At 60.2% G+C, this 23,209-nt stretch carries 21 protein-coding genes, 1 tRNA gene and 2 pseudogenes; 5 read left to right on the forward strand and 19 right to left on the reverse strand.

The genetic code is table 11. The features are described from left to right. Positions 1 to 7: 7 nt before the first annotated feature. The 3 genes from csgH to AC1DPR_RS05340 form a co-directional block, all read right to left on the reverse strand. Positions 8 to 310: a curli-like amyloid fiber formation chaperone CsgH gene (gene csgH, locus AC1DPR_RS05330; RefSeq protein WP_018857654.1), complete on the reverse strand. Its 303-nt coding sequence runs from the start codon at positions 308 to 310 to the stop codon at positions 8 to 10. Between the two features lie 60 nt (positions 311 to 370). Next, positions 371 to 733, reverse strand: a complete 363-nt coding sequence (locus tag AC1DPR_RS05335; protein WP_018857653.1) for a hypothetical protein — start codon at positions 731 to 733, stop codon at positions 371 to 373. Positions 734 to 1,146: 413 nt separating this feature from the next. Then, positions 1,147 to 1,896, reverse strand: a complete 750-nt coding sequence (locus AC1DPR_RS05340; protein ID WP_113470597.1) for a glucose 1-dehydrogenase — start codon at positions 1,894 to 1,896, stop codon at positions 1,147 to 1,149. 59 nt (positions 1,897 to 1,955) lie between these two features. Between AC1DPR_RS05340 and AC1DPR_RS05345 the strand changes: the two genes are divergently transcribed. Then, positions 1,956 to 2,888, forward strand: a complete 933-nt coding sequence (locus AC1DPR_RS05345) for a LysR family transcriptional regulator (protein ID WP_113470598.1) — start codon at positions 1,956 to 1,958, stop codon at positions 2,886 to 2,888. Positions 2,889 to 2,931: 43 nt separating this feature from the next. Here the strand turns inward: AC1DPR_RS05345 and AC1DPR_RS05350 are convergent, their stop codons facing one another. The 9 genes from AC1DPR_RS05350 to AC1DPR_RS05390 all read right to left on the reverse strand — a co-directional run bounded on the left by AC1DPR_RS05350 (position 2,932) and on the right by AC1DPR_RS05390 (position 13,525). After that, complete coding sequence (locus AC1DPR_RS05350; RefSeq protein WP_018857650.1) at positions 2,932 to 3,627, reverse strand: response regulator transcription factor; 696 nt, start codon at positions 3,625 to 3,627, stop codon at positions 2,932 to 2,934. A 1-nt stretch (position 3,628) separates the two neighbouring features. Then, positions 3,629 to 4,006: a response regulator gene (locus AC1DPR_RS05355; RefSeq protein ID WP_018857649.1), complete on the reverse strand. Its 378-nt coding sequence runs from the start codon at positions 4,004 to 4,006 to the stop codon at positions 3,629 to 3,631. Positions 4,007 to 4,008: 2 nt separating this feature from the next. After that, positions 4,009 to 4,650: a response regulator transcription factor gene (locus AC1DPR_RS05360; RefSeq protein ID WP_018857648.1), complete on the reverse strand. Its 642-nt coding sequence runs from the start codon at positions 4,648 to 4,650 to the stop codon at positions 4,009 to 4,011. Further along, positions 4,647 to 9,014 (reverse strand): PAS domain-containing protein, encoded by a 4,368-nt coding sequence (locus AC1DPR_RS05365; RefSeq protein WP_477815823.1) that lies wholly within the window; start codon positions 9,012 to 9,014, stop codon positions 4,647 to 4,649. Before AC1DPR_RS05365 ends, AC1DPR_RS05360 begins: the two co-directional genes overlap by 4 nt. Positions 9,015 to 9,304: 290 nt before the next feature. Then, the gene (locus AC1DPR_RS05370; protein ID WP_113470600.1) at positions 9,305 to 10,165 is read right to left on the reverse strand and encodes an SDR family oxidoreductase; all 861 of its coding nucleotides are present in this window, start codon (positions 10,163 to 10,165) and stop codon (positions 9,305 to 9,307) included. 89 nt (positions 10,166 to 10,254) lie between these two features. Continuing rightward, positions 10,255 to 11,235 carry an alpha/beta fold hydrolase gene (locus tag AC1DPR_RS05375; RefSeq protein WP_113470601.1) on the reverse strand — a complete coding sequence of 327 codons (981 nt, stop codon included), beginning with the start codon at positions 11,233 to 11,235 and terminating at the stop codon, positions 10,255 to 10,257. A gap of 298 nt (positions 11,236 to 11,533) precedes the next feature. Next, entirely contained in the window at positions 11,534 to 12,184 is a 651-nt protein-coding gene (locus AC1DPR_RS05380) for an HD domain-containing protein (protein WP_113470602.1), read from the reverse strand. A 91-nt stretch (positions 12,185 to 12,275) separates the two neighbouring features. Beyond that, complete coding sequence (locus tag AC1DPR_RS05385; RefSeq protein ID WP_018857642.1) at positions 12,276 to 12,692, reverse strand: cupin domain-containing protein; 417 nt, start codon at positions 12,690 to 12,692, stop codon at positions 12,276 to 12,278. Between the two features lie 77 nt (positions 12,693 to 12,769). Then, positions 12,770 to 13,525, reverse strand: coding sequence for an SDR family oxidoreductase (locus AC1DPR_RS05390; protein WP_113470603.1), 756 nt, complete (start codon positions 13,523 to 13,525; stop codon positions 12,770 to 12,772). 342 nt (positions 13,526 to 13,867) lie between these two features. On the opposite strand from AC1DPR_RS05390, the gene AC1DPR_RS05395 reads away from it, so the two are divergent. Beyond that, the gene (locus tag AC1DPR_RS05395) at positions 13,868 to 14,314 is read left to right on the forward strand and encodes a carboxymuconolactone decarboxylase family protein (protein WP_113470604.1); all 447 of its coding nucleotides are present in this window, start codon (positions 13,868 to 13,870) and stop codon (positions 14,312 to 14,314) included. Positions 14,315 to 14,393: 79 nt separating this feature from the next. On the opposite strand, the pseudogene AC1DPR_RS05400 reads toward AC1DPR_RS05395, so the two are convergent. The 6 genes and pseudogenes from AC1DPR_RS05400 to AC1DPR_RS05425 form a co-directional block, all read right to left on the reverse strand. Further along, positions 14,394 to 14,920, reverse strand: a pseudogene (locus AC1DPR_RS05400) (cation transporting ATPase C-terminal domain-containing protein). Between the two features lie 65 nt (positions 14,921 to 14,985). After that, positions 14,986 to 15,291, reverse strand: coding sequence for an HAD-IC family P-type ATPase (locus AC1DPR_RS05405; RefSeq protein WP_477815824.1), 306 nt, complete (start codon positions 15,289 to 15,291; stop codon positions 14,986 to 14,988). 733 nt (positions 15,292 to 16,024) lie between these two features. Beyond that, positions 16,025 to 16,240 carry a hypothetical protein gene (locus AC1DPR_RS05410; protein ID WP_018857635.1) on the reverse strand — a complete coding sequence of 72 codons (216 nt, stop codon included), beginning with the start codon at positions 16,238 to 16,240 and terminating at the stop codon, positions 16,025 to 16,027. A gap of 359 nt (positions 16,241 to 16,599) precedes the next feature. Next, positions 16,600 to 16,748: pseudogene (locus tag AC1DPR_RS05415) on the reverse strand (SOS response-associated peptidase); the annotation flags it as partial. Positions 16,749 to 17,014: 266 nt separating this feature from the next. Beyond that, a tRNA-Thr gene (locus AC1DPR_RS05420) sits at positions 17,015 to 17,090 on the reverse strand. Between the two features lie 128 nt (positions 17,091 to 17,218). After that, a complete protein-coding gene (locus AC1DPR_RS05425) occupies positions 17,219 to 18,178 on the reverse strand; it encodes an NAD(P)H-dependent flavin oxidoreductase (RefSeq protein WP_112665862.1) in 960 nt (319 codons plus the stop codon). A gap of 254 nt (positions 18,179 to 18,432) precedes the next feature. On the opposite strand from AC1DPR_RS05425, the gene AC1DPR_RS05430 reads away from it, so the two are divergent. Beyond that, positions 18,433 to 19,620: a hypothetical protein gene (locus AC1DPR_RS05430; RefSeq protein WP_113470606.1), complete on the forward strand. Its 1,188-nt coding sequence runs from the start codon at positions 18,433 to 18,435 to the stop codon at positions 19,618 to 19,620. Position 19,621: 1 nt separating this feature from the next. Here the strand turns inward: AC1DPR_RS05430 and ppk2 are convergent, their stop codons facing one another. Continuing rightward, on the reverse strand, positions 19,622 to 20,503 hold the full coding sequence (gene ppk2 / locus AC1DPR_RS05435; protein ID WP_018857632.1) for a polyphosphate kinase 2: 882 nt from the start codon (positions 20,501 to 20,503) through the stop codon (positions 19,622 to 19,624). A gap of 236 nt (positions 20,504 to 20,739) precedes the next feature. Here ppk2 and phoR point away from each other — a divergent pair, with 236 nt between their 5' ends. Both phoR and AC1DPR_RS05445 read left to right on the forward strand, forming a co-directional pair. After that, positions 20,740 to 21,966, forward strand: a complete 1,227-nt coding sequence (gene phoR, locus AC1DPR_RS05440) for a phosphate regulon sensor histidine kinase PhoR (RefSeq protein WP_026371830.1) — start codon at positions 20,740 to 20,742, stop codon at positions 21,964 to 21,966. A 198-nt stretch (positions 21,967 to 22,164) separates the two neighbouring features. Beyond that, on the forward strand, positions 22,165 to 23,199 hold the full coding sequence (locus AC1DPR_RS05445) for a substrate-binding domain-containing protein (RefSeq protein ID WP_113470607.1): 1,035 nt from the start codon (positions 22,165 to 22,167) through the stop codon (positions 23,197 to 23,199). Positions 23,200 to 23,209 lie beyond the last annotated feature (10 nt).

The raw sequence follows: 23,209 nt of genomic DNA on the forward strand, positions 1-23,209 counted from the left end.
ATAAATGTCACGGCACCGACACCACGCAGAGCTTCTCGCCATTCGGACCATAGACAGTCAGGCGGGCGCTCCATCCGTTTGGCGACACGGAGACCGTTGACCGCGAAAGCGCGAGCCGTCCCGGGTCATCCTTCTGGAAATCGCCGCCTTGAACGTTGCTTGAGGTGTTACCATTGGAATTCGAGAAAATCTCGAACTGATAGCTACCTTGGCCACGGCCGTCGCTTTCGATCGTCGGGACGAGGGTCATGGCGCCCCCTTTCTCATGATGCTCGATGATGCAGTGAACGGGTGGCAGGGCAGCAATCATTGTGGGACTCCAGAGCAAAAGAGGTCAGCGGCACCGCCGCTGACCTTCAAGGATACTCGACTAATGCTGGATGGTCACAGAGTTGTTGCCAACGCCGGACTGATAGGTCTGCGAGTTGTTTCCGCGGCCAAACTGCAGCGTACCAGAGACGTTTCCTAGGCCCTGTTGTACGGTAAGCGAGTCATTGCGGCGACCGAATTGGGCCGTGCCGGATTCATTGAATGCGCCATGTTGAATGGTCGTCGAGCTGTTTCGAATGCCGACTTGGCCGGTGCCGCTGAAGTTACGGAAGCCACTCTGGAACGTGCCGGCGCTGTTGCCCCAACCGGTTTGATCCGTGATGGCTTCATTATCCGCAGCGAATACGCCGGAGATCGACGAAAGAGCAAACACGGTTGCAATTACTAGGCCCTTGATTTTCATTGTATCTCTCCTCTTCCTCCCGCCGGAATTGACGGTTGAGAGACACTACCGCATCGCCATTCGCGCGAGGGTTTCAAAGCTTGCCTAACGGAATGGGGAATTTCCCTGCTTCAGCCAAGGAACATGGTGTCGCTTAGTGATGTGGGAGGTGGCAAGTGTATTTGTAGCTATGTCAATAGTGATACTTGCCAGAAAAATAGGTTGGAGAACTATAGTTCCGAAGAGGTTCGGCTCGTGCGACAAATCGCGCGACGACATACGCTTTACAATGGTTCGATATAAGCGATTTGTAAAGAACGGCACGGATGCGAGATCCTCCATCTCTTCCATCCGACAGTTGCTGCCTCCGCCAGGCGGTTGGTGAAGGCGATGATCTCGGGGTTGTGTGTGGCTTTTGCATTTTTCCAATCCTTTCAAGCCAGGGTCATGCCGCCGTCGACGTGAAGCTCGATCCCATTGACGAAGCTTCCTGCATCGGATGCGAGAAACAGTGCGGCGCGCGCCAGCTCCTCCGTCCGCCCCAGCCGGCCTGCCGGAATAAGGGAGGCCATGTAGTCTTCGAATGCCGGGCGCTCTGCTTCCGATACGCCGAGCTTGCCGAGGATTTCGGTCTCGACCGGCCCCGGGCTCAGGATGTTGACGCGGATCCGCCGCGACTTGAATTCGATCGCCCAGTTCCTGGCAAAGGCGGCGACGGCGGCCTTCGACCCGGCATAGACCGTATGATTTCGCAGGATCTTCGTGGCCGCGAGCGAGCTCGTCACGATGATGCTGCCGCCGTCGTGGATCAGCGGCGAGATTGTCTGCACGCCGAAGAATACGCCGCGCGTATTGATGGCGAAGTGCCGGTCATAGTCTTCGGGCGTGACATCGGCAGACGCGGTAAGGTTGATAACACCGGCATTGGCCACGTAGATGTCGATTCCGCCGAAGCTCCTGTTCACGATATCTGCCAACTTGCGGTGATCTTCGAGGTCGGCAACATCGCCCACGAAACCAACGGCTGAATGGCCGATGTCCTGCACGGCCCGATCGACGACATCCTGCCTCCGGCCAGTGATGATGACCTGCGCTCCCTCTTCCGCGAAGAGCTGTGCGATCGCTTTGCCGATGCCGCTATTGCCGCCGGTGATGATGGCGACCTTGTCTTTAAGGTGTTGCATTGCTTATCTCCTTTTCAACAAGAGATGAGATAGACGTTGCCTCCCGGCGTCATTAGATCATGGGCGGGCACATGATCTGTGCCGCGGAGGTGCAAGTGGCAAACCTGCTGAACGAGACGTCGGGATTGATGGCTTTCGTACGGACCGTGGAGGCTGGCTCGTTCAGCGCCGCCGCGCGTGACCTGGCCACGACGCCGTCCGCGGTGTCGAAGAGCGTGGCGCGGCTGGAAAAGAAGATCGGCGCGCGCCTATTCCTGCGCTCCACCCGTGCCCTCACGCTGACCCAGGACGGTCAGGTTTTCTTCGACCGCGTTGCGCCGCTATTGCGGGATCTGGATTCGAGTGACGAGGCGATCAGGTCCGATGCCTCGCCGTCGGGCCGCTTGCGCATCAGCATGCCGAGCGAACTGGCGCCTCTTCTGCTCCCGCGTCTCTTTTCGAGCTTTGCCGCCGACCATCCGAACCTTCATCTCGATATCGGTCTCACGGATCGGTTTGTCGATCTGATCAGGGAGGACTATGACGTCGTGCTGCGTGCAGGTAGACCCTTGGAGGGTGATCTGATCGTGCGCCATCTCGCCGACCTGCGGATGGCGATCGTCGCATCTCCGGCTTTTCTTGAAGCCTGGGGCAATCCCACCAGCGACGAAGCCCTGGCATCGATGCCTTTTGCCCGATATGCGCCGGGCGGCGTGATACAGCCTTTGCCCCTGGCGGATGGGAAGAGCTTTACTCCGTCAGGGCGCGTGGATTGCGACTCGGGAGCGGCGCTCATTCAAGCTGCGCTCGGCGGGTTGGGGGCCGCCTATGTTCTGCGATGCCTGGTCGCCAAAGAACTAGAATCCGGTGCGCTTGTCGCCGTCGCATCGGGGATGGGGTTTCCCAAGCTTCCATTCAACGCGCTGCACGCGTTTGGCCGCACGGTGCCGCTGCGCGTAAGGTTATTCTGTGACTTCATGGCCCGCGAGGCAAAAGCCATCGAAGCTATCTAACCAATGGCGCATCATCGCCAATGCCGGCATCTGTTCAGCCAACTCAAAATTTCGAGCCGCCAGCCTCCCGCATCGCTGTCGGCAACGTTTCCCATGCCCTGATCAGTTCTCCGATGGAGCCGGCCCCCATCTTGCGCATGACATTGGCGCGATGCAGCTTCACGGTCACCTCGCTGATGCTGAGGTCGAAGGCGATCTGCTTGTTCAGGCGCCCACGTGCGACTTCGCGCAGGATTTCGCGCTCCCGGTGCGTCAGTGTCTCCAAGCGCTCGAGATTGCGCTTGACGACAACAGCCTCCGCGCGCCGCGCCACATCGAGCTCAATCCCGGCGATCACCGCATCGAGCAGCGTCTGATCCCGCACCGGTTTGGTGAGAAAGTCCACCGCGCCGGCCTTCATGGCCTGCACCGTCATCGGGATGTCGCCGTGTCCGGTGAGGAAAATGATTGGCTTGAGATTGCCGTTTTGCGCCAGATGGTGCTGCAGATGAAGCCCGCTTGCTCCCGGCATGCGCACATCGAGGATCAGGCAACCTGGGCTGTCCAATATGTCGGCGTCGAGCACTTCTTGGGTTGAGGCGAAGTCGACTGACCGGAAACCCGCCGAAAGAATCAACTCAGACAAAGCCTCGCGGACAGCCGCGTCGTCATCGACGATGATGACGATTGGCTGCTCGGCATCATTCTTGTGCTGTGGTAACAGCGGCGCCGATTTCCGCGGCAGTTGTTCAACTCTCATGTCACCCTCCATTTTTCGATTTTTGCAGAGCGTCTGCGATGGCTACGAGCAGGGCAGGGGCGTCGAAAGGCTTGCGGAAAAAACCGCTGATGCCTTGGGCGCGGCCGTGGTCCGCGATTTCATGGCGGCCGGTGATCAGGAAAACCGGCAGTTCCGGACGCACCTTCTTCACGATGTCGCGAAGTTCGAAACCGTCCGTACCGGGCATGCCGATGTCTGTTATGAGAAGGTCGAGGTCCGAGAGTCCGCGAACGAGCAAGTGCCCGGCCGAGCGGAAGCAGCAAGCCGTATAGCCGGCGGATTCCAGCAGTTCCTCCAGCGATTCGAGCAGCCTCGGATCGTCATCGATGACCGCGATGGTCGGTCTTGTTCTCTCCATGACTAATTTCCTCCCGCGCGGCGCGAGTGGGTGACAGGTATCTCCAACCTCTCCGCAATACGCACGAGATCGGCGAGCGATGCTGTTCCCATTTTCTGCATTACATTCCTTCGATGAATTTGCAGCGTGACTTCGCTGATCCCCAGTTCCGATGCTGCCTGCTTGTTGAGGAGACCACTGACCACGAGCGGCAGCACCTCGCGCTCCCGTGGGGTCAGCTCCAGGTATCGCTGTCTGAGCTGGCTCAGTTCGGCCCGCTCCGACCGCTTTTCCCGATCCTGGGAAATCGCCGTGTGGACCGCTGCCATGAGGTCCGCATCGCTGAAGGGCTTGGTGAGGAAGTCCACCGCGCCATGCTTGATCGCCCGCACCGAAGACGGAATATCGCCGTGCCCGGTGATGAAAACGATCGGCGGATGATCGCCTTCGGCGATCTGCCGCTGCAGTTCGAGGCCGTTGATATCGGGGAGTTCGACGTCGAGGATAAGGCAGGCAGGAACATCCGGTTTCTTACCGCCGACATATTCGCCCGCCGACCCGAAGGCGATGGTGTGTATGCCGTGGGTCTCGAGGAGTTCGCCGAGCGCCTCCCGAATGCTTTCATCATCGTCCACGATGAAAACAACATGGTCGTCCGTCGTCATGAGGTCTCTTTCGCTGCAATTGGTAAGGTGAAAATGAACCGCGCGCCGCACGGTTCATTCTTCTCGGTCCACAAACGCCCGCCATGCGCCTCGACGATCGATCGACTGATGGCCAGTCCCATACCCATCCCGTGCTGCTTCGTCGTGAAGAAGGGTTCGAACACACGATCGGGAGATTCGACGCCGCGTCCACGATCGCTGATTTCCGTCTGAACCTCGCTACCCGCGCGATGCGCATGCACCTCAAGGACTTTTTCGCCTTCAACGAGATCCATCGCATCCATGCCGTTGCGGAAGAGATTGATGAGGACCTGTTGAATTTGGATGGAATCCAGTGTGACGGCAGGAAGGTCGGCATCGACATGAAACTCCATGCGAATGCGGCGTCGGGCGGCCTCCTCGGCCATCAGGCCACGCGCTTCGGCTATGACGCTCGAGAGCGTCGCGCGGCTCCTCGTCTCCGTGGATTGCTTGAACAGGGCCCGAATGCGGCTCACGACATCGGCGGCGGCGTTCGCGTCACGGATCAGGCGCTCGATCACGGTGTTGGCGCGTGCCACGTTCGGAGGCTCGAACGACAGCCAGCGATGGCAGGCATGCGAGTTGGCGACGATGGCGGCCAGCGGTTGGTTCACCTCATGGGCGATCGATGCCGAGAGCTCCGCAAGGCTTGCCGCCTGCGAAGCGACCGCCAGCCTCTCCTGCGTCCGGCGCAATTCCTCCTGGGTGCGCACGTCGTCATCGATGTCGAAGCTCACGCCGTACCACTGCAATATGCTGCCGTTCGCATCGCGAAGCGGCTCGGCGCGCCCGTTGATCCAGCGATAGACGCCGTCGGCCCGTCGTTGCCGGTATTTCAGGGCGAAGGTGCTGCCTGTTGTAAACGAATGTAACAAAGCCTGCCCGACAGCGGGGGCATCATCCGGATGGACGGAATTCTGGATCGCCATCTGCAACCGGGTGGCTTCAGGAGAACTGAGATCGGTCAATGTCAGGCCGACATACTCGGCCAATCGCCTGTTCAGGTAAGACGGCTCGCCATCGGCCGCCGCTGCCCAGATCTGTACCGGGAGGGCATCCACGAGCCGTCTCAGCTGCGACTCGCTCTCCCGAAGAGCTTCCTGTGCCCGCATCTCATCTTCGATATCGATCGAAACCTGGTACCATTGCACGATCGCGCCAGACGCATCGCGCAAAGGCTGCGCGCGGGCCTCGATCCAGGGATAGGCGCCGTCCTTGGTACGCCGCCGAAAACGATTCACGAAAGGTGTTCCTGTCGCAAAGCCATCCAACGCCCTCCGCAGTATGACCGGGAGATCGTCAGGGTGAGCCAGATGCCGGGCCAGCCCCTCAAAATCCGTGACGTGATCCGGCACCGCTCCAACATTGTCCAGATATCGCTTGCTGGCGGAGGTGAGCTTGCCCTCGGGATCGTAGCTCAGGATGTTGATGGGCACTGCGTCGATCATCTGCTCCAGTTGCCGCTTGCTGTTGCGCAGCGCCTCTTCACTCTGCAACTGATCATCGATGTCGTGGCAGAGACCGTACCATTGGGCGATGCTACCGTCCTGATCTCGCATCGCTTCGGCGCTTGTCGCCATCCACCGATACGTGCCGTCAGCTCGACGCATCCGCCATTTCATGGAGAGTGGCTCACCACTCGCCAGGGAGCGTTGGAACGCGTCCGCAACCTCAACGGCATCATCGGGATGAATCGCGGTCTCGATAAATGCGTCGAGCCGGCTGATGTCCGGCTTGTCCAGGCCCGCGACATCCAGGCCCAGGTAGTCGACAAGTCTTTTGTTGAAAAAGACGGGCTGGCCGTCTGGTGAGATCCGCCAGAGATAACTCGGGACCATGTCCACGAGGAGCGACAGTTCCTGTTCCCGGCCGCGTAATGCAGCTTCCGCACGCTTGTGTTCGGTCAGATCGAGAATGTACGCAACCCCTTGTCGAGACTGCCCTTCGAAGCAGGCCGCCCCGATCAAGACCGGCACTCGACTGCCATCCTTCCTGAAATACTCCTTCTCCCGGGCTTGCATCTTGCCCGTCGCCGCAAGTTCTTCCGCCTCTTCGCGGGCATGCACGGTCTGCCATTTGGGAGGCGTTATATCGAACCACCGAAGGCCGGCCTGCACATCCTCCCGTTCGTACTGGATCATACGGAGAAACGCGTCATTGGCGTCGATGACTGTTCCGTCCAGATCCCATATGACGATCCCGATAATGTCTGAATCTATCAGTCGCCGGATTCTGGCTTCGCGCTCGGCTATGTCGCTGTAGAGGCGCGTCTGATCGTCTATGTCGTGTGAAAGGCCGTACCACTGGATGATCTGTCCCTTTTCGTCCCGCATCGGCTCGGCCCGGCCTGACATCCATCGATAGACGCCGTCTGCGCGACGCAGGCGGTAGTCCATCGCGAAATGGTTGCCGGTCGCAAGGCTGTCACTGAGTGACTTGGCGAGCCCGGGTGCGTCATCGGGGTGGATAGCGGCGTTGAGGATCTCTGCCATCTGGCTCGTATCCAGCTTGCCGGCGTCGGGCCTATCCACACCGAGGAAATCCATCATGCGCTTGTTGAAGAAACTCGGCTCGCCGCTTGGATTAAGTCTCCAAAGCAGGCTCGGCACCATGTCGACGAGCTGCGAGAGCTCCCGTTCCCGGTCGCGCAATGCCTCTCGCGCGGTCACCAGATCATGTATGTCGACGCTTACCGCGTACCAAGCGAGGATGGCGCCTGACTCGTCGCGCAAAGGCTCTGCGCGACTCTCTGTCCAGCGATAGGAGCCGTCGCGCCGTATGTGGCGATAGTGCACAAAATAGGGCGTGCCGGTCTCGAATGCGTGGGTGCGCACCTGCGCCCTCATGGCCCTGTCGTCCGGATGGATGACGTTTAAAGGGAACGCCGGCGTCCCGCCGTTGGCGGTAAAGTCCTCAAGAGTGGCGCCAGTTACGTCCGTGTACCACTTGTTGAGGTAGGTCGGCGTTCCTTCAGGGGTCGTGGTCCAAATCATGGCGGGCACGGCGTCGATCAGCTGCTGCAGCTGCCGCTCCCTGTGCCGCAACGCGTCTTGGGCGCGCACTTCGTCGTCGATGTCGATGGAGATGGCGAACCATTGCACAATCGCGCCGTTTTCGTCGCGTAGCGGTTCTGCTCGGCCATCGACCCAGCGATAGACGCCATCCGCACGGCGCATGCGATACTTCAAGGAATAGGGCTCTCCGGTGGCGACGGAACGACGGACCGCTTGCAGTAGGACGGGTGCATCATCCTCGTGGACCAGGGTTTCTATGTTCGTCGCCAGCCGGCTCGTGCCCGGCTTGTTCAACTGATCCAGGTCAATCCCGAAAAAATCCACCAGACGCTTGTTGAAGAAGGTCGGTTCGCCTTCCGGCGTCAGCCGCCTGATGTGGACCGGGACCATGTTCACGATTTGCAAGAGCTCCCGCTCCCGGTCGCGCAGGCGCTGTAGCGTCAGCTGATGCTGCCGGGATATGGCAGCAACGATGAGCGCGGAAAATGCCGAGATCGCCAGGAAGAGCTGCAGCATGATCTGGTTGTGGCGCTGGGTCTCGGCATCGCCGGCAAATTGGATAGCGCCGGATATCGTGAATGTCGCCGTGATCAGTGCAAGAAGGGCCAGCGTAACGGCGGCACCCTTGAATTCGAAGCGCACCGAGGCCCAAAGAAGTGGCGGCATGATGATGTAGGCGAAGGGCAGAAAGCCACTCAGCGAAAGGGTGGCGACGCCGAGCAGGATTACCCCCAGAACGCAAGCCTCCGCCCACCGCGCTGCCGAAAACTCGGCCTTGCCACCCCAACTCTGGAACATGACAAGTGCGAGCGGCGCCACGATCAGGACCCCGGTGGCATCCCCGATCCACCACAGAGCCCAGGCGTCCAGGAAGGTTTGCGAAGACATGCCGAACCAGACCAGCGTGGCACTTCCGACCGCCGCGCTCAGCATCGGCGCAATCCCTGCGCCGACGACGACGAATGCGACAACCTCCTGCAAGGTTTCCAATCGAACCGACCGCTTCAGAGTACGGTTCACGAGCCATGCACCGATGGTGGCTTCGAGCGCGTTGCCGGAATAGATAAGGAGGGCTACGGGCAAGGGACTATGGAACCATAGGATATTGCCAAGCAGTTCCGCCAGACCGCCCGCCAGCACCCACCACGGCCAGCTCCACATGGGAGCGAGGATTAGAGTCGCAATGAACAGTCCGCTTGGAGGCCAGATGGAGATGCCCGTTCCGGGCACGATTGCGAGCGCCTGAGCGAATCCGCAGCCCAGGACATAAGCCAGAATAAAGAGGCCGAGATGCAGGAGTTGCGGGCGATACGACCAGACGCGCGTCATTGGGGCTCCTGCAAGGTACAATAGTCCGGGATCGTCAGCCTTTCGTATTGAACTTGTTGTCAATCCCGGTGCTGGCGAAGCTATGCCGCACCCTAATCGCGCCACCGCACCGCCGCAACTTATGGAAATCCATATGTTGGTGGCGATGCTGCCGCAGAGCCGAAGGAGACCAGGTCCAGAAGAATGCGCAAGACGTGAGGGCCGGCAGCAAGATGTGCCAGCCGAGCCCCCCAGGCAAATCCTATGCGGGAAGGAAATGCCGCATCGAAAACCCTGTAACGGTTCCGGTCTCAGTCCAGAAGTGGGAGGGGAGTGGTCGGCTCGTCGAAGTCCGTCGACCGGCTGATCTTGTCCCAATAGAGAGCGGCTGCGGATCGAACCGCATCGCTTTGGGCAATCCGTCCCAGGGCATCGCTTCCGAGGACGAGTTGTTCTGGCAGATCATCCTGGCGCGAAAGATCGAAGATGACGACGGCCACCTTGTCCGGGTCGCCGGGCTCGGTGCCGGCATAGCCTTCAGTCATCCTCATGATCGCGCCGATGGTCGGTTCGTATTCCGGCAACAGCGGCGGGACGTGCCCACGGGCAACCCGCGTCCAGTTCGTGCGGATGCTGCCAGGTTCGATGGCGATGGCCTTGACGCCGAACGGCTTGACCTCCTTGGCAAGCGAAGCGGTGAAACCGCTCACCGCCCATTTGGCGGCAGTATAGGCGGTCGACCCAGGACTGCCGAAGCGCGCCGAGCTGGACGAAATATTGATGATATGCCCTGATTTTTGACGGCGCATCACGGGGAGCGCCGCGCGCGTGAGATTGACCACACCGTAGAAATTGGTGTCGATCTCCGCCTTGAAATCATCTTCCGAAACCTGTTCGAAGGGACTGAGATGCGCATAGCCGGCATTGTTCAGCAGCACGTCGAGGCGACCGAACCGTTCCATCGCGGTGTCGACTACGCGGCGTGCTGCCGGCGCATCCGTCACATCGAGTTCGATGAGTTCCACCTGCTGGCTGTAGCGGCGCGCAAGGTTGAGAAGGCGGTCGACGTTTCGGGCCGTCGCAACGAGGTTTTCGCCGCGCGCGAGGACGAGTTCGGCCGTGCTCAGGCCGATCCCGCTGGCGCTGCCGGTTATGAGCCAGGTCTTCGACATGTTGGATTTCCTTAAAGGGCGATGATGGAAAGGGCTTGAATGGAAATGGCGCGGCCTTGCCGCGCCACCGATGGTCCAAGTTACGAGCGTCAGGCCTTGAGGAAGGCGAGCAGGTCGGCGTTGACCTGGTCCTGATGTGTGGCGGTGATGCCGTGCGGCGCGCCGGGATAGTAAATGTCCTTGGCGCCCTTGATCAGCCGGGCGGACTTGACGGCGGAATCCTTGACCGGAACGATCTGATCATCCTCCCCGTGCAGGACGAGCGTCGGCACGTCGAACTTCTTCAGGTCTTCGGTGAAGTCGGTTTCCGAGAATGCCTTGACGCATTCATAGGCGTTCAGCAGGCCAGCCTGCATGCTCCAGAGCCAGAACTGGTCGAGTGTGCCCTGGGAGACGTTTGAGCCCGGTCGATTGGCGCCATAAAATTGCGGGGCAAGGTCGCGGTAGAATTGCGAGCGATCCTTGACGAGGCCGGCGCGGATCGCGTCGAACGCTTCAATCGGCAGGCCTTCCGGATTGGCCTCTGATTTCACCATGACCGGCGGCACGGCGGCGATGAGCACAGCCTTGGCGACACGCTTCGTGCCGTGCCGGCCGATATAGCGGGCGACTTCGCCGCCGCCGGTGGAGTGGCCGACCAGCGTCACGTCCTTGAGGTCAAGCGCCTCGATCAGGGCGGCCAGATCGTCGGCGTATCCGTTCATATCGTTTCCGGATGTCGGCTGGCTGGATCGTCCGTGGCCGCGGCGATCGTGCGCCACGACGCGGAAGCCGTGCTGGGCGAGAAAGAGCATCTGGCCGTCCCAGGCGTCGGAGTTCAACGGCCAGCCATGCGAGAAGGTGACGACTGGACCGGTGCCCCAATCCTTGTAGTAGATTTCCGTGCCGTCCTTGGTGGTGATCGTGCTCATGGCTTGCTTTCCGTGGTTGCTGGTGGCGGGGAGAGGCTGCTTCGGCGTCTTTGCGGAGGCAACCGCCGGCAAGCCCACGGCGATCCCGGCGGTGAGGCTGCCGAGCAGGGCGTCGCGACGTGAGACACTGACAGTCGATGGGTTTGAAATATTGCGCATTTTCTATCCTTCGCGGTGATTGATATGCGACGGAGGATGGCGATTGGCGGCCCGGAAAACCATTGGGCGGAAGCATCTGGGGACTGTGCGAAAGTCTAGGTCACCGCATCGAACGATTAGGGCGGTTGCTCGCACCGAGGCGTTCACGACGCAAAACACGCGCTGATGAAGCGCGCGTTTTCTTGCTTGTCTATGTGCGGTGTGGGTTACCGATAGGGGGCCAGCGATGTAGTGGTGAGTGCAGGCCCTTGCAGCTCTTCCTGTTCGAAGTGCACGTCCATCGCATCGAACATGGCGATCATTCATCGAAGGGCGCATTTGCCACCAGATCGACCGAGGAGGTCGGCACTCTATAGCCAGGAACCAGGCGCTCCCCGAAATCCCGCGCGAAGTTGTCGTAAGTCGTTTCCGGCTGTGTCGCGGCGATGTGGCAAAAGCACTGGGTCATCTGCCGCTTCATCCCAAGCCGCGGAAATTCGGCGACGATCGCCTTCATCTCAGCCGAGGGAATGGAACTGTATTGCAGGCCGACGACGTCGAGGCAGATGCCGGCGGTGCAGAGTGCGACCTCGGCTTCCTTGTAGAGGCCGATCGACGGCGTCGAGTTGAGAGCGACGCAATCCCAGATCTGTTGGGCTCGATACTTGTCGAGCCCGGCTTCCGTCGCAAATCCGCGCGCCAGATCCGCGGCCTCCACCTCGAAGCGCCGCGGCCCCGCAAATCTCTCGTTGAGCGTTATGTCGTGCAGCAGCGTGCCGACGGCCAAGACTTCCGCGTCGTGCTCGATGGCATGAAGCTGCCCGATCCGCTCGGCAAACAGCCAGGAGCGGACAACGTGGTTGAAGAGGTACGGCTCGCATGCCTGGCGCGCATGCTCCAGCGCGCGCTCGACGAGCGGCGTCTGGGGGACCGAAATTCCGGCAAGTGTTCGCATTGCTGTCGCGCTCATGGGCCCAAGCCTTGTTGATCTGAGTCTCTCGAAATATCGGCGGGTGAGGGCTGCGATGTCAGGCATTGGCCGGGCATCGCAGAGGTTTGTCTCACTTGTCGTCGATCGTTATGTTCTTCTCGTCGGTATCGACGACGAAGACCGCAAGCAGGCGCGCCGGCTCGGTCTTGCTTGCATTCTCGCTGACGGCGTGGTGATCGCCCGGAAACTCCGAGAAGCTTTCGCCGGCATGGTAGGTCGTGACCGGGCCGCTATTGACCTGACTGCGGATTGCGCCTTCGAGGACCGTTGCATAGATGAAGGCTGAGTTCGGATGCGTGTGGGCAGGCGAGGTGCCGCCCGGCGCATACTCGACCAGCACGCCCTTCATGCTCTTGCCGGGCACGTTGGGAAGCTTCTGGTCGTAAACGATGGTGACTTTCGCGTCACCGGAGGAAGTGTCATGCGCGACGGCGGCGCCGCCGAGGACGGCCGTCAATGCGGTTGCCGCCATAAAGGTCCGGAACATGCTGGTTCTCCTGTCGTGATTGTGCATGGAAGGGGCAGCCTGGGTCTTGCCGGATGCGCCGCGCCCCTCCGAAGGGGTTACGTTCTCGGCTGGTAGTGGCTGAGCCAGTCCTGGAAGCTGACGCGGCCAAGCCGGGCGTCGCCGATCGGCACGAGCGAGCCCTCGGCGAGCTCGGTGCCGAAATAAGGCGCATGCGGATCAGCGACGACCTGGCGGGAATCGCCGGTTGACTTCAGGAACTGCGCCGCGATCTCGTTGAGGCGAAATTTCTCCGGACCGGCAATCTCGATGATGCCATTCAGGGGTCTACCGAGGGCCACGTCGGCCATGGCGTCGGCGACATCCTCCGACGAGATCGGCTGCACATAGGCGGAGGACAGATGCACCGTCTGGTCGACCGTGCCTGACTGGACGATGCCCGGAATGAATTCCAGGAACTGCGTCGAATGCACGATCGTGTAGGGAATGCCAGAAGCACGGATCAGCGCTTCCTGGGCCATCTTGGCGCGCATGTAGCCGCTGCCCTCGAGCCGCTCCACGCCGACAATGGAAAGGGCGATATGATGTTCGATGCCTGCCACGGCGGCTGCCTTGAGGAGGTTACGTCCCGCGGTCTGGAAGAATTCCATCACCGCCTTGTCCTCGAACGAGGGCGAATTGGCGAGGTCGATCACCACCTTCGCGCCAGCCAGCGCGTCGTCCAGGCCCTTGCCGGTCAGAGTGTCGACACCCGTATTTGGGGATGCTGCGAGGACGTCGTGGCCCTTTTTCCGCAGCCGTTCGACGGTCTTCGAGCCGATCAGTCCGGTGCCGCCAATGACAACGATTTTCATGCCTAGTCTCCTTCTTGGGTCATGTGCCCGGATCTTGATTGAAACCCGCCAGTGTCAGCATTCCGTGTGTGGGATCAGCGAAAGCCACGCCCGGATGCGGCTCCGATGGCGGGACAATGCGTTGGATCCCCGTCTTGAACCATTCTACCGGGGACGCGCTCATCTCCTGCCGAAGTATAGGAAGGGGTGTCCCGAACGGTGGAAGGCCTGATCGATCGGCGGGCGTCTGCTGAATTCCGCGTTAGGCCGGGCGCATCGACCGGCCAGATGGATGGTCCACGATGTCGGGGATACCTCCTGTCCGGGCGCAACGTCCCGATCACTCATGTCACGGAGAGCATGATGACCAAGCGTTTGGCCAGGAAGAACGGAGGCATAGAAGGCCTCGTTGCCGTGGAGGCCTGGATTGCCAAGAGCTTCGATCCCACGCTGATGGAGCTCGCCAAGGTGCGCGGGTCGCAGATAAACGGATGCGCCAATTGCCTGCACATGCATCGTCAGGACGCGTTGAAGCTGGGCGAGACACAAGAGCGGATGCTCTTGTTAAACGCCTGGCATGAATCGGAGCTCTATACGGATCGCGAACGGGCGGCACTGACATGGGCCGAGGCGCTGACCAAGGTCGCTGAAGGCCATGCGCCGGATTCGGACTATGAGGTCGCTCAAAACGCCTTCTCGAGGGATGAACTCGTGGCTCTCTCGATCGGCATCGCAATGATCAATGCCTGGAACCGCCTGGCGATCGGCTTTCGGCTGCAGCATCCAGCGGATCGCAAGCGCGCCGCCTGACCCAAGCGTTCGCCGGGCAAATCCGTTCGCCCGGCGACTGCGCGTCCGCGCCGCCATGCAACCCAACTTCTTGTGCGCGTTACCGACGGGTCGCTGCGTCTTTCAACGCGGGCGTAGAGCGAATGACGAGTTTTTCGATCTCCACGACGAGGAAGAAGGCGAGCCCGCCCGAGATGAGCCAGAGCCAGACTGAAGGGGGCAAGACCTCGGTGTCGAACACGGCGTGGAGCGGCGGTGCATAAGTGAAGAGGATCTGCAGCACCACGACCGCGGCTATGCCGTACCAAAGATAGGGATTGGCCAGATGGGCACGCACGGACAAAGACGAATCGAGCAGGTAACGGCTGTTGAAAGGTAGTAGAGCTGCCCGAGCGTGATCGCGTTGACGGCAGCCGTGCGCGCCATCTGGTCCGAAGCGCCTTGCCCCTTCATCCAGAAGAAGACCACCAGCGTATAAAGGACAAGCGCCGCGCCCACGAAGAGAATGCGCCAGATACCGAAACCGGTGACGATCGGCCGGTCGATCGAGCGGGGAGGGCGCGTCATCACGTCCGCCTCATGGGGCTCGAACGAAATGACAAGACCGAGCGCGACCGACGTGACCATGTTCACCCACAGCACCTGTGGCGCCGTGATCGGCAGCGTGAAGGCGAACAGGATTGCGATCGCGATCACCGCGCCCTTGGCGAGGTGGGCAGCAGGAAGAGCATCGCCTTCTCGATGTTGTTGTAGACCGTGCGGCCCTCCTTTACGGCCGCCGAGATCGAGGCGAAATTGTCGTCGGCGAGGATCATCTCCGCGGCCTCTTTCGTCACCTCCGTGCCCTTGATGCCCATCGCCACTCCAATATCGGCCTTCTTCAGCGCCGGCGCATCGTTGACGCCGTCTCCGGTCATGGCGACGATCTGACGATTGGCTTGGATTGCCTTCACGAGCCTGAGCTTGTGCTCGGGGCTGGCGCGGGCGAAGACATCCAAACACCCACGCTCCCAGCATCCAGAAGGCTATCCAGATCAAGGCTAAAGCGCCGACGACGAGGAGGAAGGCGAATATCATGCTGGGGATCTCGAAGCGGTTCCCGGCTCTTCCTCACTGCGTATTGCCCGAACAGCATTTCCCCGCCATTCGCTCCACACACGGAGCACTTCAACCGAGGTTGGATCTCATCAATATACGCCTGCCTCAATCGATCCGGCAGGCCTGTTTCTGTCGAATGGTCGCCTGTGTCCCGCAGCCATGGCACTTTACCTGAATATCGACGTGGTACGGGGCGTAGTGGAGAGATCCGGGGTTCTATCCCCCTGGAGTCACGGCATCCTGGTCGATTTCGATAACAGCTCGGATAAGAGCATTGAGGGCGCGCGGTCGAAGCAAATTCGCCTTGAGCCCCAACCGCACACCCCATTGCTCTGGAGGGGCTGGGGTCCTGGCTCCAAAAGCAACGTGCCGGAAGCTAAGAGTTCAGGGTTAATTTAGTATTTAGGAATGACTAATATTAAAGAAAAGGGCCCCACTGCTGGTTCGACACTCAGCGAAGACCCTGGGGCCGTGCTGGTGGGCTGCCATAAACCTCAGGGCCACCGCCGAGCCACCCGCCAGTGTACGCTCCCACGGGAACACGATTATCATACGCCCGCCGCGGGACGGTTGCCAGTTGATCTTCGGTCAGCCGACGTCGTCCGCGAACTTAATGCTTTGCAGGGTAGCGGGTCATTCCGAGTGTTTGCCGCGATATGTGGTCGGCGGAGGAAGCGCCTCGTGAGCTTGAGCAAGCGTTTCGAGCCACGAGGCCAAGCCAGCTGGAACTTCAGCGTTCCCGGCCTCCAGCGCTTCCACCCATGAAAGGTCGCATTGCAGGGCCGATGCCAGATTGATCGGCGTCCACCGGATATGAAGAAGGCATTCCGTGAAACGGGCAGGGGTCATTGCTCACATCCTCGTAAAGCACCGACAAACATGGCCTATGATGTACTGCCAGTTCGGCAGGTCAACTATATCTTCAGCCTCCTCGGTCTGGCAGTGCGTCAACCTCCGCCGTCACTGCCGTAGGAGTCGTCCTTCACGCACCTCAGAAACTTGTTTCAATTATTTCCGGGATCGCTAATGTTCCCGCATGGCAAACCGAACGGTGCGGCTTAAACAGGGCGCAGCGGGGACCGAGCATCCTGTACAGGACGAAATCTCGAATGCCAGAGGGAGAGAAGCTTAGCTCTTCGGAGGCAACGCCTGAGCTTCTCTCCCGATCCTGCGGCTTCGGCCCAGCTATGCCGCCGATTTGAGGCCAGCTAGACCATTGTTGGTTCTGGATCTGGATCAATCTCGTCAAGGCGTCGGGCGTGTCGTTCCTCGGCAAGCCGACCTTTCTGCCGACGGGCCACATCTTCATGACTCCGGCCGGAAAGGGCTTCATAAGGTCGACGGGATCGGGTTCCGGCGGTGCGGGGATCGGCGGGCAAGCCGATTTGCTCGGCCTCAACCTCCGTGAGCTGTGCCCAAGTCTTTGCGTCTTCGAGGCGGCTGTATGTCTTGGAGAGTGGGGCGCAGCCCTGAACGCGGACCTGCACCTGATACTTTCCATTGCGCCTACGGATGGTCGCCATTGCAAAACCTCATGCTGTGACCGTGGTGTGACAGTGATGAATTGCAACGGGCTTGGTGGAGCGCGACCCTTGATAACTATTTGATTTATCAAGGAAAGAATGGTGCCGCTTACGTGACTCGAACACGTGACCCCATCATTACGAATGATGTGCTCTACCGACTGAGCTAAAGCGGCAATCCCTGCGGCCGAACCATGCGGCCCGCGATTTGCATGGGCTGATACAGGCATTGTTTGAAGATTTCAAGCGCCCTGTCGGCTCATCGGCAAAAAAGAACGGTGCTGTGGAAATCCGCCGCCGATCTCTAGAGTGACAGCCGCGTCCGGGCAGCCGCATATTCGGCTTCCAGCCGGTCGACGAGCTTGCCGACTGGTTCGATCGCCTTGATGACGCCGATGCCTTGTCCGCTGCCCCAAATGTCCTTCCATGCCTTGGCACCGCCGACGGCCTGTTCGAAATCCATTTTCGAGGGATCGGCGACCGGCAGATTGTCGGGGTCGAGGCCGACGGCCTTCACCGACGGTTTGAGATAATTGCCATGCACGCCGGTGAAGTAGTTGGAATAGACGATGTCGTTCGCCATGCCGTCGACAATCGCCTGCTTGTAGGCGTCTGAGGCGCGGGCCTCTTCGGTCGCGATGAAGGGCGTGCCGATATAGGCCATGTCGGCGCCCATCGCTTGCGCCGCGAGGATGGCACCGCCATTGGCTATCGCGCCGGCAAGCAGCAGCGGCCCGTCGAACCATTCGCGGATTTCCTGGACAAGCGCGAACGGCGAAAGCGTGCCGGCATGGCCGCCGGCACCGGCTGCGACTGCAATCAGCCCGTCCGCGCCCTTGCGGATGGCTGAGTTCGCATGGCGATTGTTGATGACGTCGTGAAGCACGATGCCGCCGTAGGAGTGCACCGCGGCGTTCACTTCCGGCACGGCGCCGAGTGACGAGATGACAACCGGCACCTTATATTTGACGCAGAGCCTCAGATCGTGCTCCAGCCGCTTGTTCGACATATGGACGATCTGGTTGACGGCAAACGGAGCCGCTGGCCGTTCGGGGTTCGCGGCGTTGTGCGCGGCGAGATCCTCGGTGATAATGGCGAGCCATTCGTCGAGCTGGCTTTCCGGCCGCGCATTCAGGGCCGGGAAGGCGCCAACGATCCCAGCCTTGCACTGCGCCAGCGTCAGTGCCGGGTGCGAAATGATGAAGAGCGGGGAGGCGACGACCGGCAATCTGAGATTCTGGGTCAGGATCGGAGGTAGGGCCATGGGACACCGTAGGAATTGACGTTTACGAAAACGTCAATGTGATAGCAGAGACTTTGACAGAGGAAAAGTGCGCTCTATCGATTCCTCAAATATCGGCTATTGTTGCAAGGACATAGGACGGTCAGGGTCTCCTGCGTTATCCCCTGCCGATGCGAACCCGGACACCGGGTGAGGCTTGCGATTTGCGGCGGCAGCGGCTACCGCATTTACGAATTGTTAAGTACAAAGCCCAGTCTCAGAGTAAAGGACCGGACGTGAGCGGATTAGAAACGGCTATCAAAACGGCGCTCAGCAATGCCGATCGCGACAATCCCGAAGTCCGTGCAAAGATTTATCAGTCCGCGCGTCAGGCTCTTGAAGCCGGTCTCCGCAAGCAGGACATCACCGAGACGGAAGCGGTCGCCTATCATCGCCACAGGCTCGAAACGACGATCCATATGATCGAAGCGGAGGAGCGCGAACGCCTTCATCCGCGCCAGGGGCCGCCGGAAGTTGCTGTTCCCCCCGTGGTGGAAGTACCAAGGCCGGCTGATCATGTGGCAGAGGAAGAAGTCGCGAACGTTTCGATTGGCGGCGAAACCCGTGAGCATTCGGTTACCGACCCACGCTTCGACGATGAATCCAGCCTCGCCGGCGTCCATGCCGGGAGCGGCAATCATCTTGGCGCCGAGCCGGTCGCTGAATCGCCAGCGGCGGAGCGAAAGCCCGCGCAGATGGATTTCCGGCCGGAGCGCGCCGCGGTTCGACGCAAGCCGCGCAAGTTTTTCTCCCGACTGCTTGTCGCCTGCGTGCTCCTGGCCTTCATCGGCATGGGTGCGTGGTGGGTATACACCTCGGGCGTGCTTAAGACCGCTGCGGAACGAGATACAAGCGTTGCCAATCCGCCGGCGAGCACTCAGCCGGAAGACTTCGACGGCGCGGACAACAGTGGCGACAGCGGTGCCGCAGGCGGCAATGCGGCGCCGGTTGCGATCGACCCGCAGAACTCCTTCTCCGCGGACTGGATTGAGGTTTTCAAGCCGTCCAATGCGGACAAGATCAAGACCGGTGCACGGGCGGAAATTCAGAATGTTGCGGAAAACGAGGGCACCGCGGTCCGCCTGATCTCGCAGAGCAACGACAGCGACGGCAATATCAGCATCAGCGTTCCCGCCGATGTCCTTCAGCAGTTGGCCGGCAAGTCCTCGACGATTGCAATCACGCTGCAATCGACGTCCGACGAACCAACTCAGGTTACAGTGGAATGCGATTTCCAGTCGCTCGGCGACTGCGCCCGTCACCGTTTCTCGGTCACCCGGCAGAAGTCGGATGTGCTTCTCCAGGTCCGCTTCGATCGCTCGCTGGCGCCGAACGCCGCCGGAAGTCTGATCATCAACAGCGATGTTGACGGCAAGGCGCGCGGCATCAACCTCTACGCTATCCGAATCCTGCCGGGGCAATAGGTTATTTCAGGAAATGCGGACCCGAGCCGATGATCTTGTCATCGAGTTTGCCGATGGCATCCTTGTCCTTGCCGTCATAATCCATCGTCTTCAGCATGTGCCGGATCAGGTTTAACCGGGCGCGACGCTTGTCATTGGCACGAATGACCGTCCAGGGCGCGAATTCCGTATGTGTCTCTTTCAGCATCCGGTCGCGTTTCTCGCTGTAGTCGCCCCATTTCGTCAGCGCTGCGATGTCCATCGACGACAGTTTCCAGACCTTGAGCGGGTCGTTGCGCCGATCGTGGAAGCGCTTCAGTTGCATCTCGCGGCCGATATCGAGATAGAACTTGAAGAAGAAGATACCCTCGTGCGCGATGACCTTCTCAAGCTGAGGCGCCTGGTTCAGGAAATCTTCGTATTGCTTGTGCGTGCAGAAGCCCATGACGGGCTCGACGCCGGCACGATTGTACCAGGACCGGTCGAAGAGCACGAACTCGCCCGCGGTCGGGAATTGCGCGACATAGCGCTGGAAATACCATTGCCCGGCCTCACGATCGGTGGGCTTGGCCAATGCGACCGCCCGGGCAAGGCGGGGATTCATGTGCGCCGATGAGGCGGAAATCGCGCCGCCCTTGCCCGCCGCATCCCGTCCCTCGAAAAGCGCCATGACCCGCTTGCCGGTGGCCTGCAGCCAGAACTGCACCTTGACCAACTCGATCTGCAGCTTTTTGAGTTCTTCAAGGTATTGTTCTTCCTTGAGGTGTTTGTCGTATGGATAGCCGCCGGATTCCAAAGCCGCCTTGTCAACCCAGTCCGGCAGCACGGCATTGTCGACATCAAAGACGCGCTTCTCTCCGCGGATGTCCAGTTCGACGGCTCTGCTTTCGACATCATCGGCCATGGCTTCTTCTCCGGTGAACTTCGTCGCATACAGGCGACCATATTTCCTGTTGAAAATCAAATGTCTTGCGGATCGTGGAAATTTCTGTGTGTTCGCACCAAAGCTTTTCCGCGTGTCGTGTGCAGGCGAAAACTTCTGTCATGAATCACGGCTATCAGGCAGAGTTTGAAGATAAGAGTACGAGCCGAAACCGCGAGGGGCAGTTGGAAGACAAAGCGCCATGGACACGAAGCCTGATTGCACGCATTCGGCAGGAGCGTCCCGTCCTGCTCGTGGCTCTGCTGATCGCCCTGATTGTTCTGGCTGCAGGCGCAAACAAGTGGGTCGTGCTCGGTCTTCTGTTGCTAATGATCATCACGGCGTTGTGGCACGCGGTTCCGGCGGCCCTCCCGAAAGTCCAGCTGGAACCAGTTCCCGAGACTATCGAAGCGCCCGGGAACCGCTTGGCCGAGGTTGCCGCGACGCTTGCCGCGCTCGACATCCCCGTCATGGTGCTTTCCGGTGATGCCTCGGTGCTTTACCAGAACCGCGCGGCCGAAAAGGCTTTCGGCGAGGCCGCCATTGGTGCGCATATTTCCGCTCGCCTGCGCTCGCCTGGCATCCTCGACATGGTCAGCGAAACGATTGCAACCAACGCGCCGAACCAGATCGAGCACTCTGAACGCCTGCCATCCGAGCGCGTTTACATCGTCCGCAGCGCCCCCGTGGAGTTTGACGAACAGCAGCCGGCTGATGAGCGTTTCTTCGTGCTCTCCTTCCGGGACATTTCCGAGGTTCGCCGCATCGACCGCATGCGCTCCGATTTCGTCGCCAATGCCAGCCACGAGTTGCGCACGCCACTCGCGTCCCTGCGCGGCTTCATAGAGACTATCCAGGGCCCGGCGAAGAATGACGGCAAGGCGCAGGAGCGCTTTCTCGGCATCATGCTGGATCAGGCCACTCGTATGAGCCGTCTTGTCGACGACCTCCTGTCCTTGTCGCGGCTGGAACTCAAGTCACATATCGCCCCGGATCAGAAGGTCGATCTCGTTCCACTTCTCGGCCATGTGAGGGACTCGCTGGCACCACTCGCAAACGATGTCGGCGTTGAGATCGTGCTGCATCTTCCGCTGGGCAAGGCAGAGGTGCTTGGCGACCGCGACGAACTGGTCCAGGTTTTTGAAAACCTGATGGAAAATGCCTGCAAGTATGGGCAGGAGGGCAAGACCGTCGATGTGTTCCTGAAGAATGCACCGGGCGAGCCGGTGGAGGTCACGGTTGTCGACAAGGGACCGGGAATTCCGGCCGAGCATGTGCCGCGACTGACCGAGCGTTTCTACCGTGTGAGCATCGAGGACAGCCGCTCGAAGAAAGGCACGGGGTTGGGCCTTGCCATCGTCAAGCATATCCTGACGCGGCACCGCGCGCGCTTGATCGTCAAGTCGGAAGTCGGCAAGGGAACGAGCTTCACCGTGCGGTTTTGACATAAAACTGAGATCAATCGTGCGGGATCGCATTCTTTGTATAATGATTTCATATATTTAATCTGTCACAAATGTTTCGTGAAAATGACATAAAAGCTCTGGGCATCAGGGGCTAAAGAGAGCGGGCCGCTGATGAAGACGGCACTGCAAAGGCCGCTCAAGGCCGCACTCAGACCGCTATATGCCCGGGAGATTGTTATGAACGCTTTTAAACTCACGGTCGCAGCACTTGCCGCTTCCGCCGCTTTCGCTGGCGCGGCCGTTGCTCGCGACCAGGTTCAGGTTGCTGGCTCGTCCACCGTCCTGCCTTACGCCAAAATCGTAGCCGAAACCTTCGGCGAAACCTTCAAGGACTTCAAGACGCCGGTCGTTGAATCCGGCGGCACGGGCGCTGGCCTCAAGGAATTCTGCAAGGGCGTCGGCCCGGACACCATCGACGTTGCCAACGCTTCGCGTCCGATCAACGCCAAGGAACTGGACGCCTGCAAGGCAGCCGGCGTCACCGACATCCAGGAAGTGAAGATCGGCTATGACGGCATCGTCTTCGCGACCGACTCGTCCAACCCTGATGCCGCCTACGTCCCGGCCGACATCTATAAGGCTCTGGCTGCCCAGGTCGTTGTTGACGGCAAGCTCGTCGCCAACCCTTACAAGAAGTGGTCGGAAGTCAACCCGGCACTCCCGGCTGTTGACATTGCTGCCTACATCCCGGGCGAAAAGCACGGCACGCGCGAAGTCTTCGAACAGAACGTTCTTGCTGCTGGCTGCAAGGCTTCCGGCGCTCTCGACATCATCAAGGCTTCGATCTCTGACGCCGCCGCTCAGACCAAGGCTTGCGTCGCAGTCCGCAAGGACGGCGCTGCTGTCGACATCGACGGTGACTATCCAGAAACGCTGGCACGCATCGCTGCCAACAAGACCGGCGTTGGCGTCTTCGGCCTTTCCTTCTATGAAAACAACGCCGACAAGCTGAAGGTTGCGACCGTCAACGGTATCGTTCCGTCGACCGAAACCATCTCCGACGGCACGTACCCGGTTTCCCGTCCGCTGTTCTTCTACGTCAAGAAGGCACACCTCGGCGTCATCCCGGGCCTGAAGGAATACGTCAACTTCTTCGTATCCGAACAGATGATCGGACCGGACAGCCCGCTCGTCGAGTACGGCCTCGTTGCCGCTCCGGACGGTGAGCGCGACGCGATCCGCAAGGGCGTTGAAGACGGCAAGACTATGTAAGGACTTTGCC

The sequence above is a fragment of the Rhizobium sp. 01T417 genome (genome assembly GCF_056398905.1).

Bases quoted from the DNA above. Each gene is read 5' to 3' on its own strand.
- csgH (WP_018857654.1), bottom strand. From the start codon at position 310: ATGATTGCTGCCCTGCCACCCGTTCACTGCATCATCGAGCATCATGAG.
- AC1DPR_RS05335 (WP_018857653.1), bottom strand. From the start codon at position 733: ATGAAAATCAAGGGCCTAGTAATTGCAACCGTGTTTGCTCTTTCGTCG.
- AC1DPR_RS05340 (WP_113470597.1), bottom strand. From the start codon at position 1,896: ATGCAACACCTTAAAGACAAGGTCGCCATCATCACCGGCGGCAATAGC.
- AC1DPR_RS05345 (WP_113470598.1), top strand. From the start codon at position 1,956: ATGGGCGGGCACATGATCTGTGCCGCGGAGGTGCAAGTGGCAAACCTG.
- AC1DPR_RS05350 (WP_018857650.1), bottom strand. From the start codon at position 3,627: ATGAGAGTTGAACAACTGCCGCGGAAATCGGCGCCGCTGTTACCACAG.
- AC1DPR_RS05355 (WP_018857649.1), bottom strand. From the start codon at position 4,006: ATGGAGAGAACAAGACCGACCATCGCGGTCATCGATGACGATCCGAGG.
- AC1DPR_RS05360 (WP_018857648.1), bottom strand. From the start codon at position 4,650: ATGACGACGGACGACCATGTTGTTTTCATCGTGGACGATGATGAAAGC.
- AC1DPR_RS05365 (WP_477815823.1), bottom strand. From the start codon at position 9,014: ATGACGCGCGTCTGGTCGTATCGCCCGCAACTCCTGCATCTCGGCCTC.
- AC1DPR_RS05370 (WP_113470600.1), bottom strand. From the start codon at position 10,165: ATGTCGAAGACCTGGCTCATAACCGGCAGCGCCAGCGGGATCGGCCTG.
- AC1DPR_RS05375 (WP_113470601.1), bottom strand. From the start codon at position 11,235: ATGCGCAATATTTCAAACCCATCGACTGTCAGTGTCTCACGTCGCGAC.
- AC1DPR_RS05380 (WP_113470602.1), bottom strand. From the start codon at position 12,184: ATGAGCGCGACAGCAATGCGAACACTTGCCGGAATTTCGGTCCCCCAG.
- AC1DPR_RS05385 (WP_018857642.1), bottom strand. From the start codon at position 12,692: ATGTTCCGGACCTTTATGGCGGCAACCGCATTGACGGCCGTCCTCGGC.
- AC1DPR_RS05390 (WP_113470603.1), bottom strand. From the start codon at position 13,525: ATGAAAATCGTTGTCATTGGCGGCACCGGACTGATCGGCTCGAAGACC.
- AC1DPR_RS05395 (WP_113470604.1), top strand. From the start codon at position 13,868: ATGACCAAGCGTTTGGCCAGGAAGAACGGAGGCATAGAAGGCCTCGTT.
- AC1DPR_RS05410 (WP_018857635.1), bottom strand. From the start codon at position 16,240: ATGACCCCTGCCCGTTTCACGGAATGCCTTCTTCATATCCGGTGGACG.
- AC1DPR_RS05425 (WP_112665862.1), bottom strand. From the start codon at position 18,178: ATGGCCCTACCTCCGATCCTGACCCAGAATCTCAGATTGCCGGTCGTC.
- ppk2 (WP_018857632.1), bottom strand. From the start codon at position 20,503: ATGGCCGATGATGTCGAAAGCAGAGCCGTCGAACTGGACATCCGCGGA.
- AC1DPR_RS05445 (WP_113470607.1), top strand. From the start codon at position 22,165: ATGAACGCTTTTAAACTCACGGTCGCAGCACTTGCCGCTTCCGCCGCT.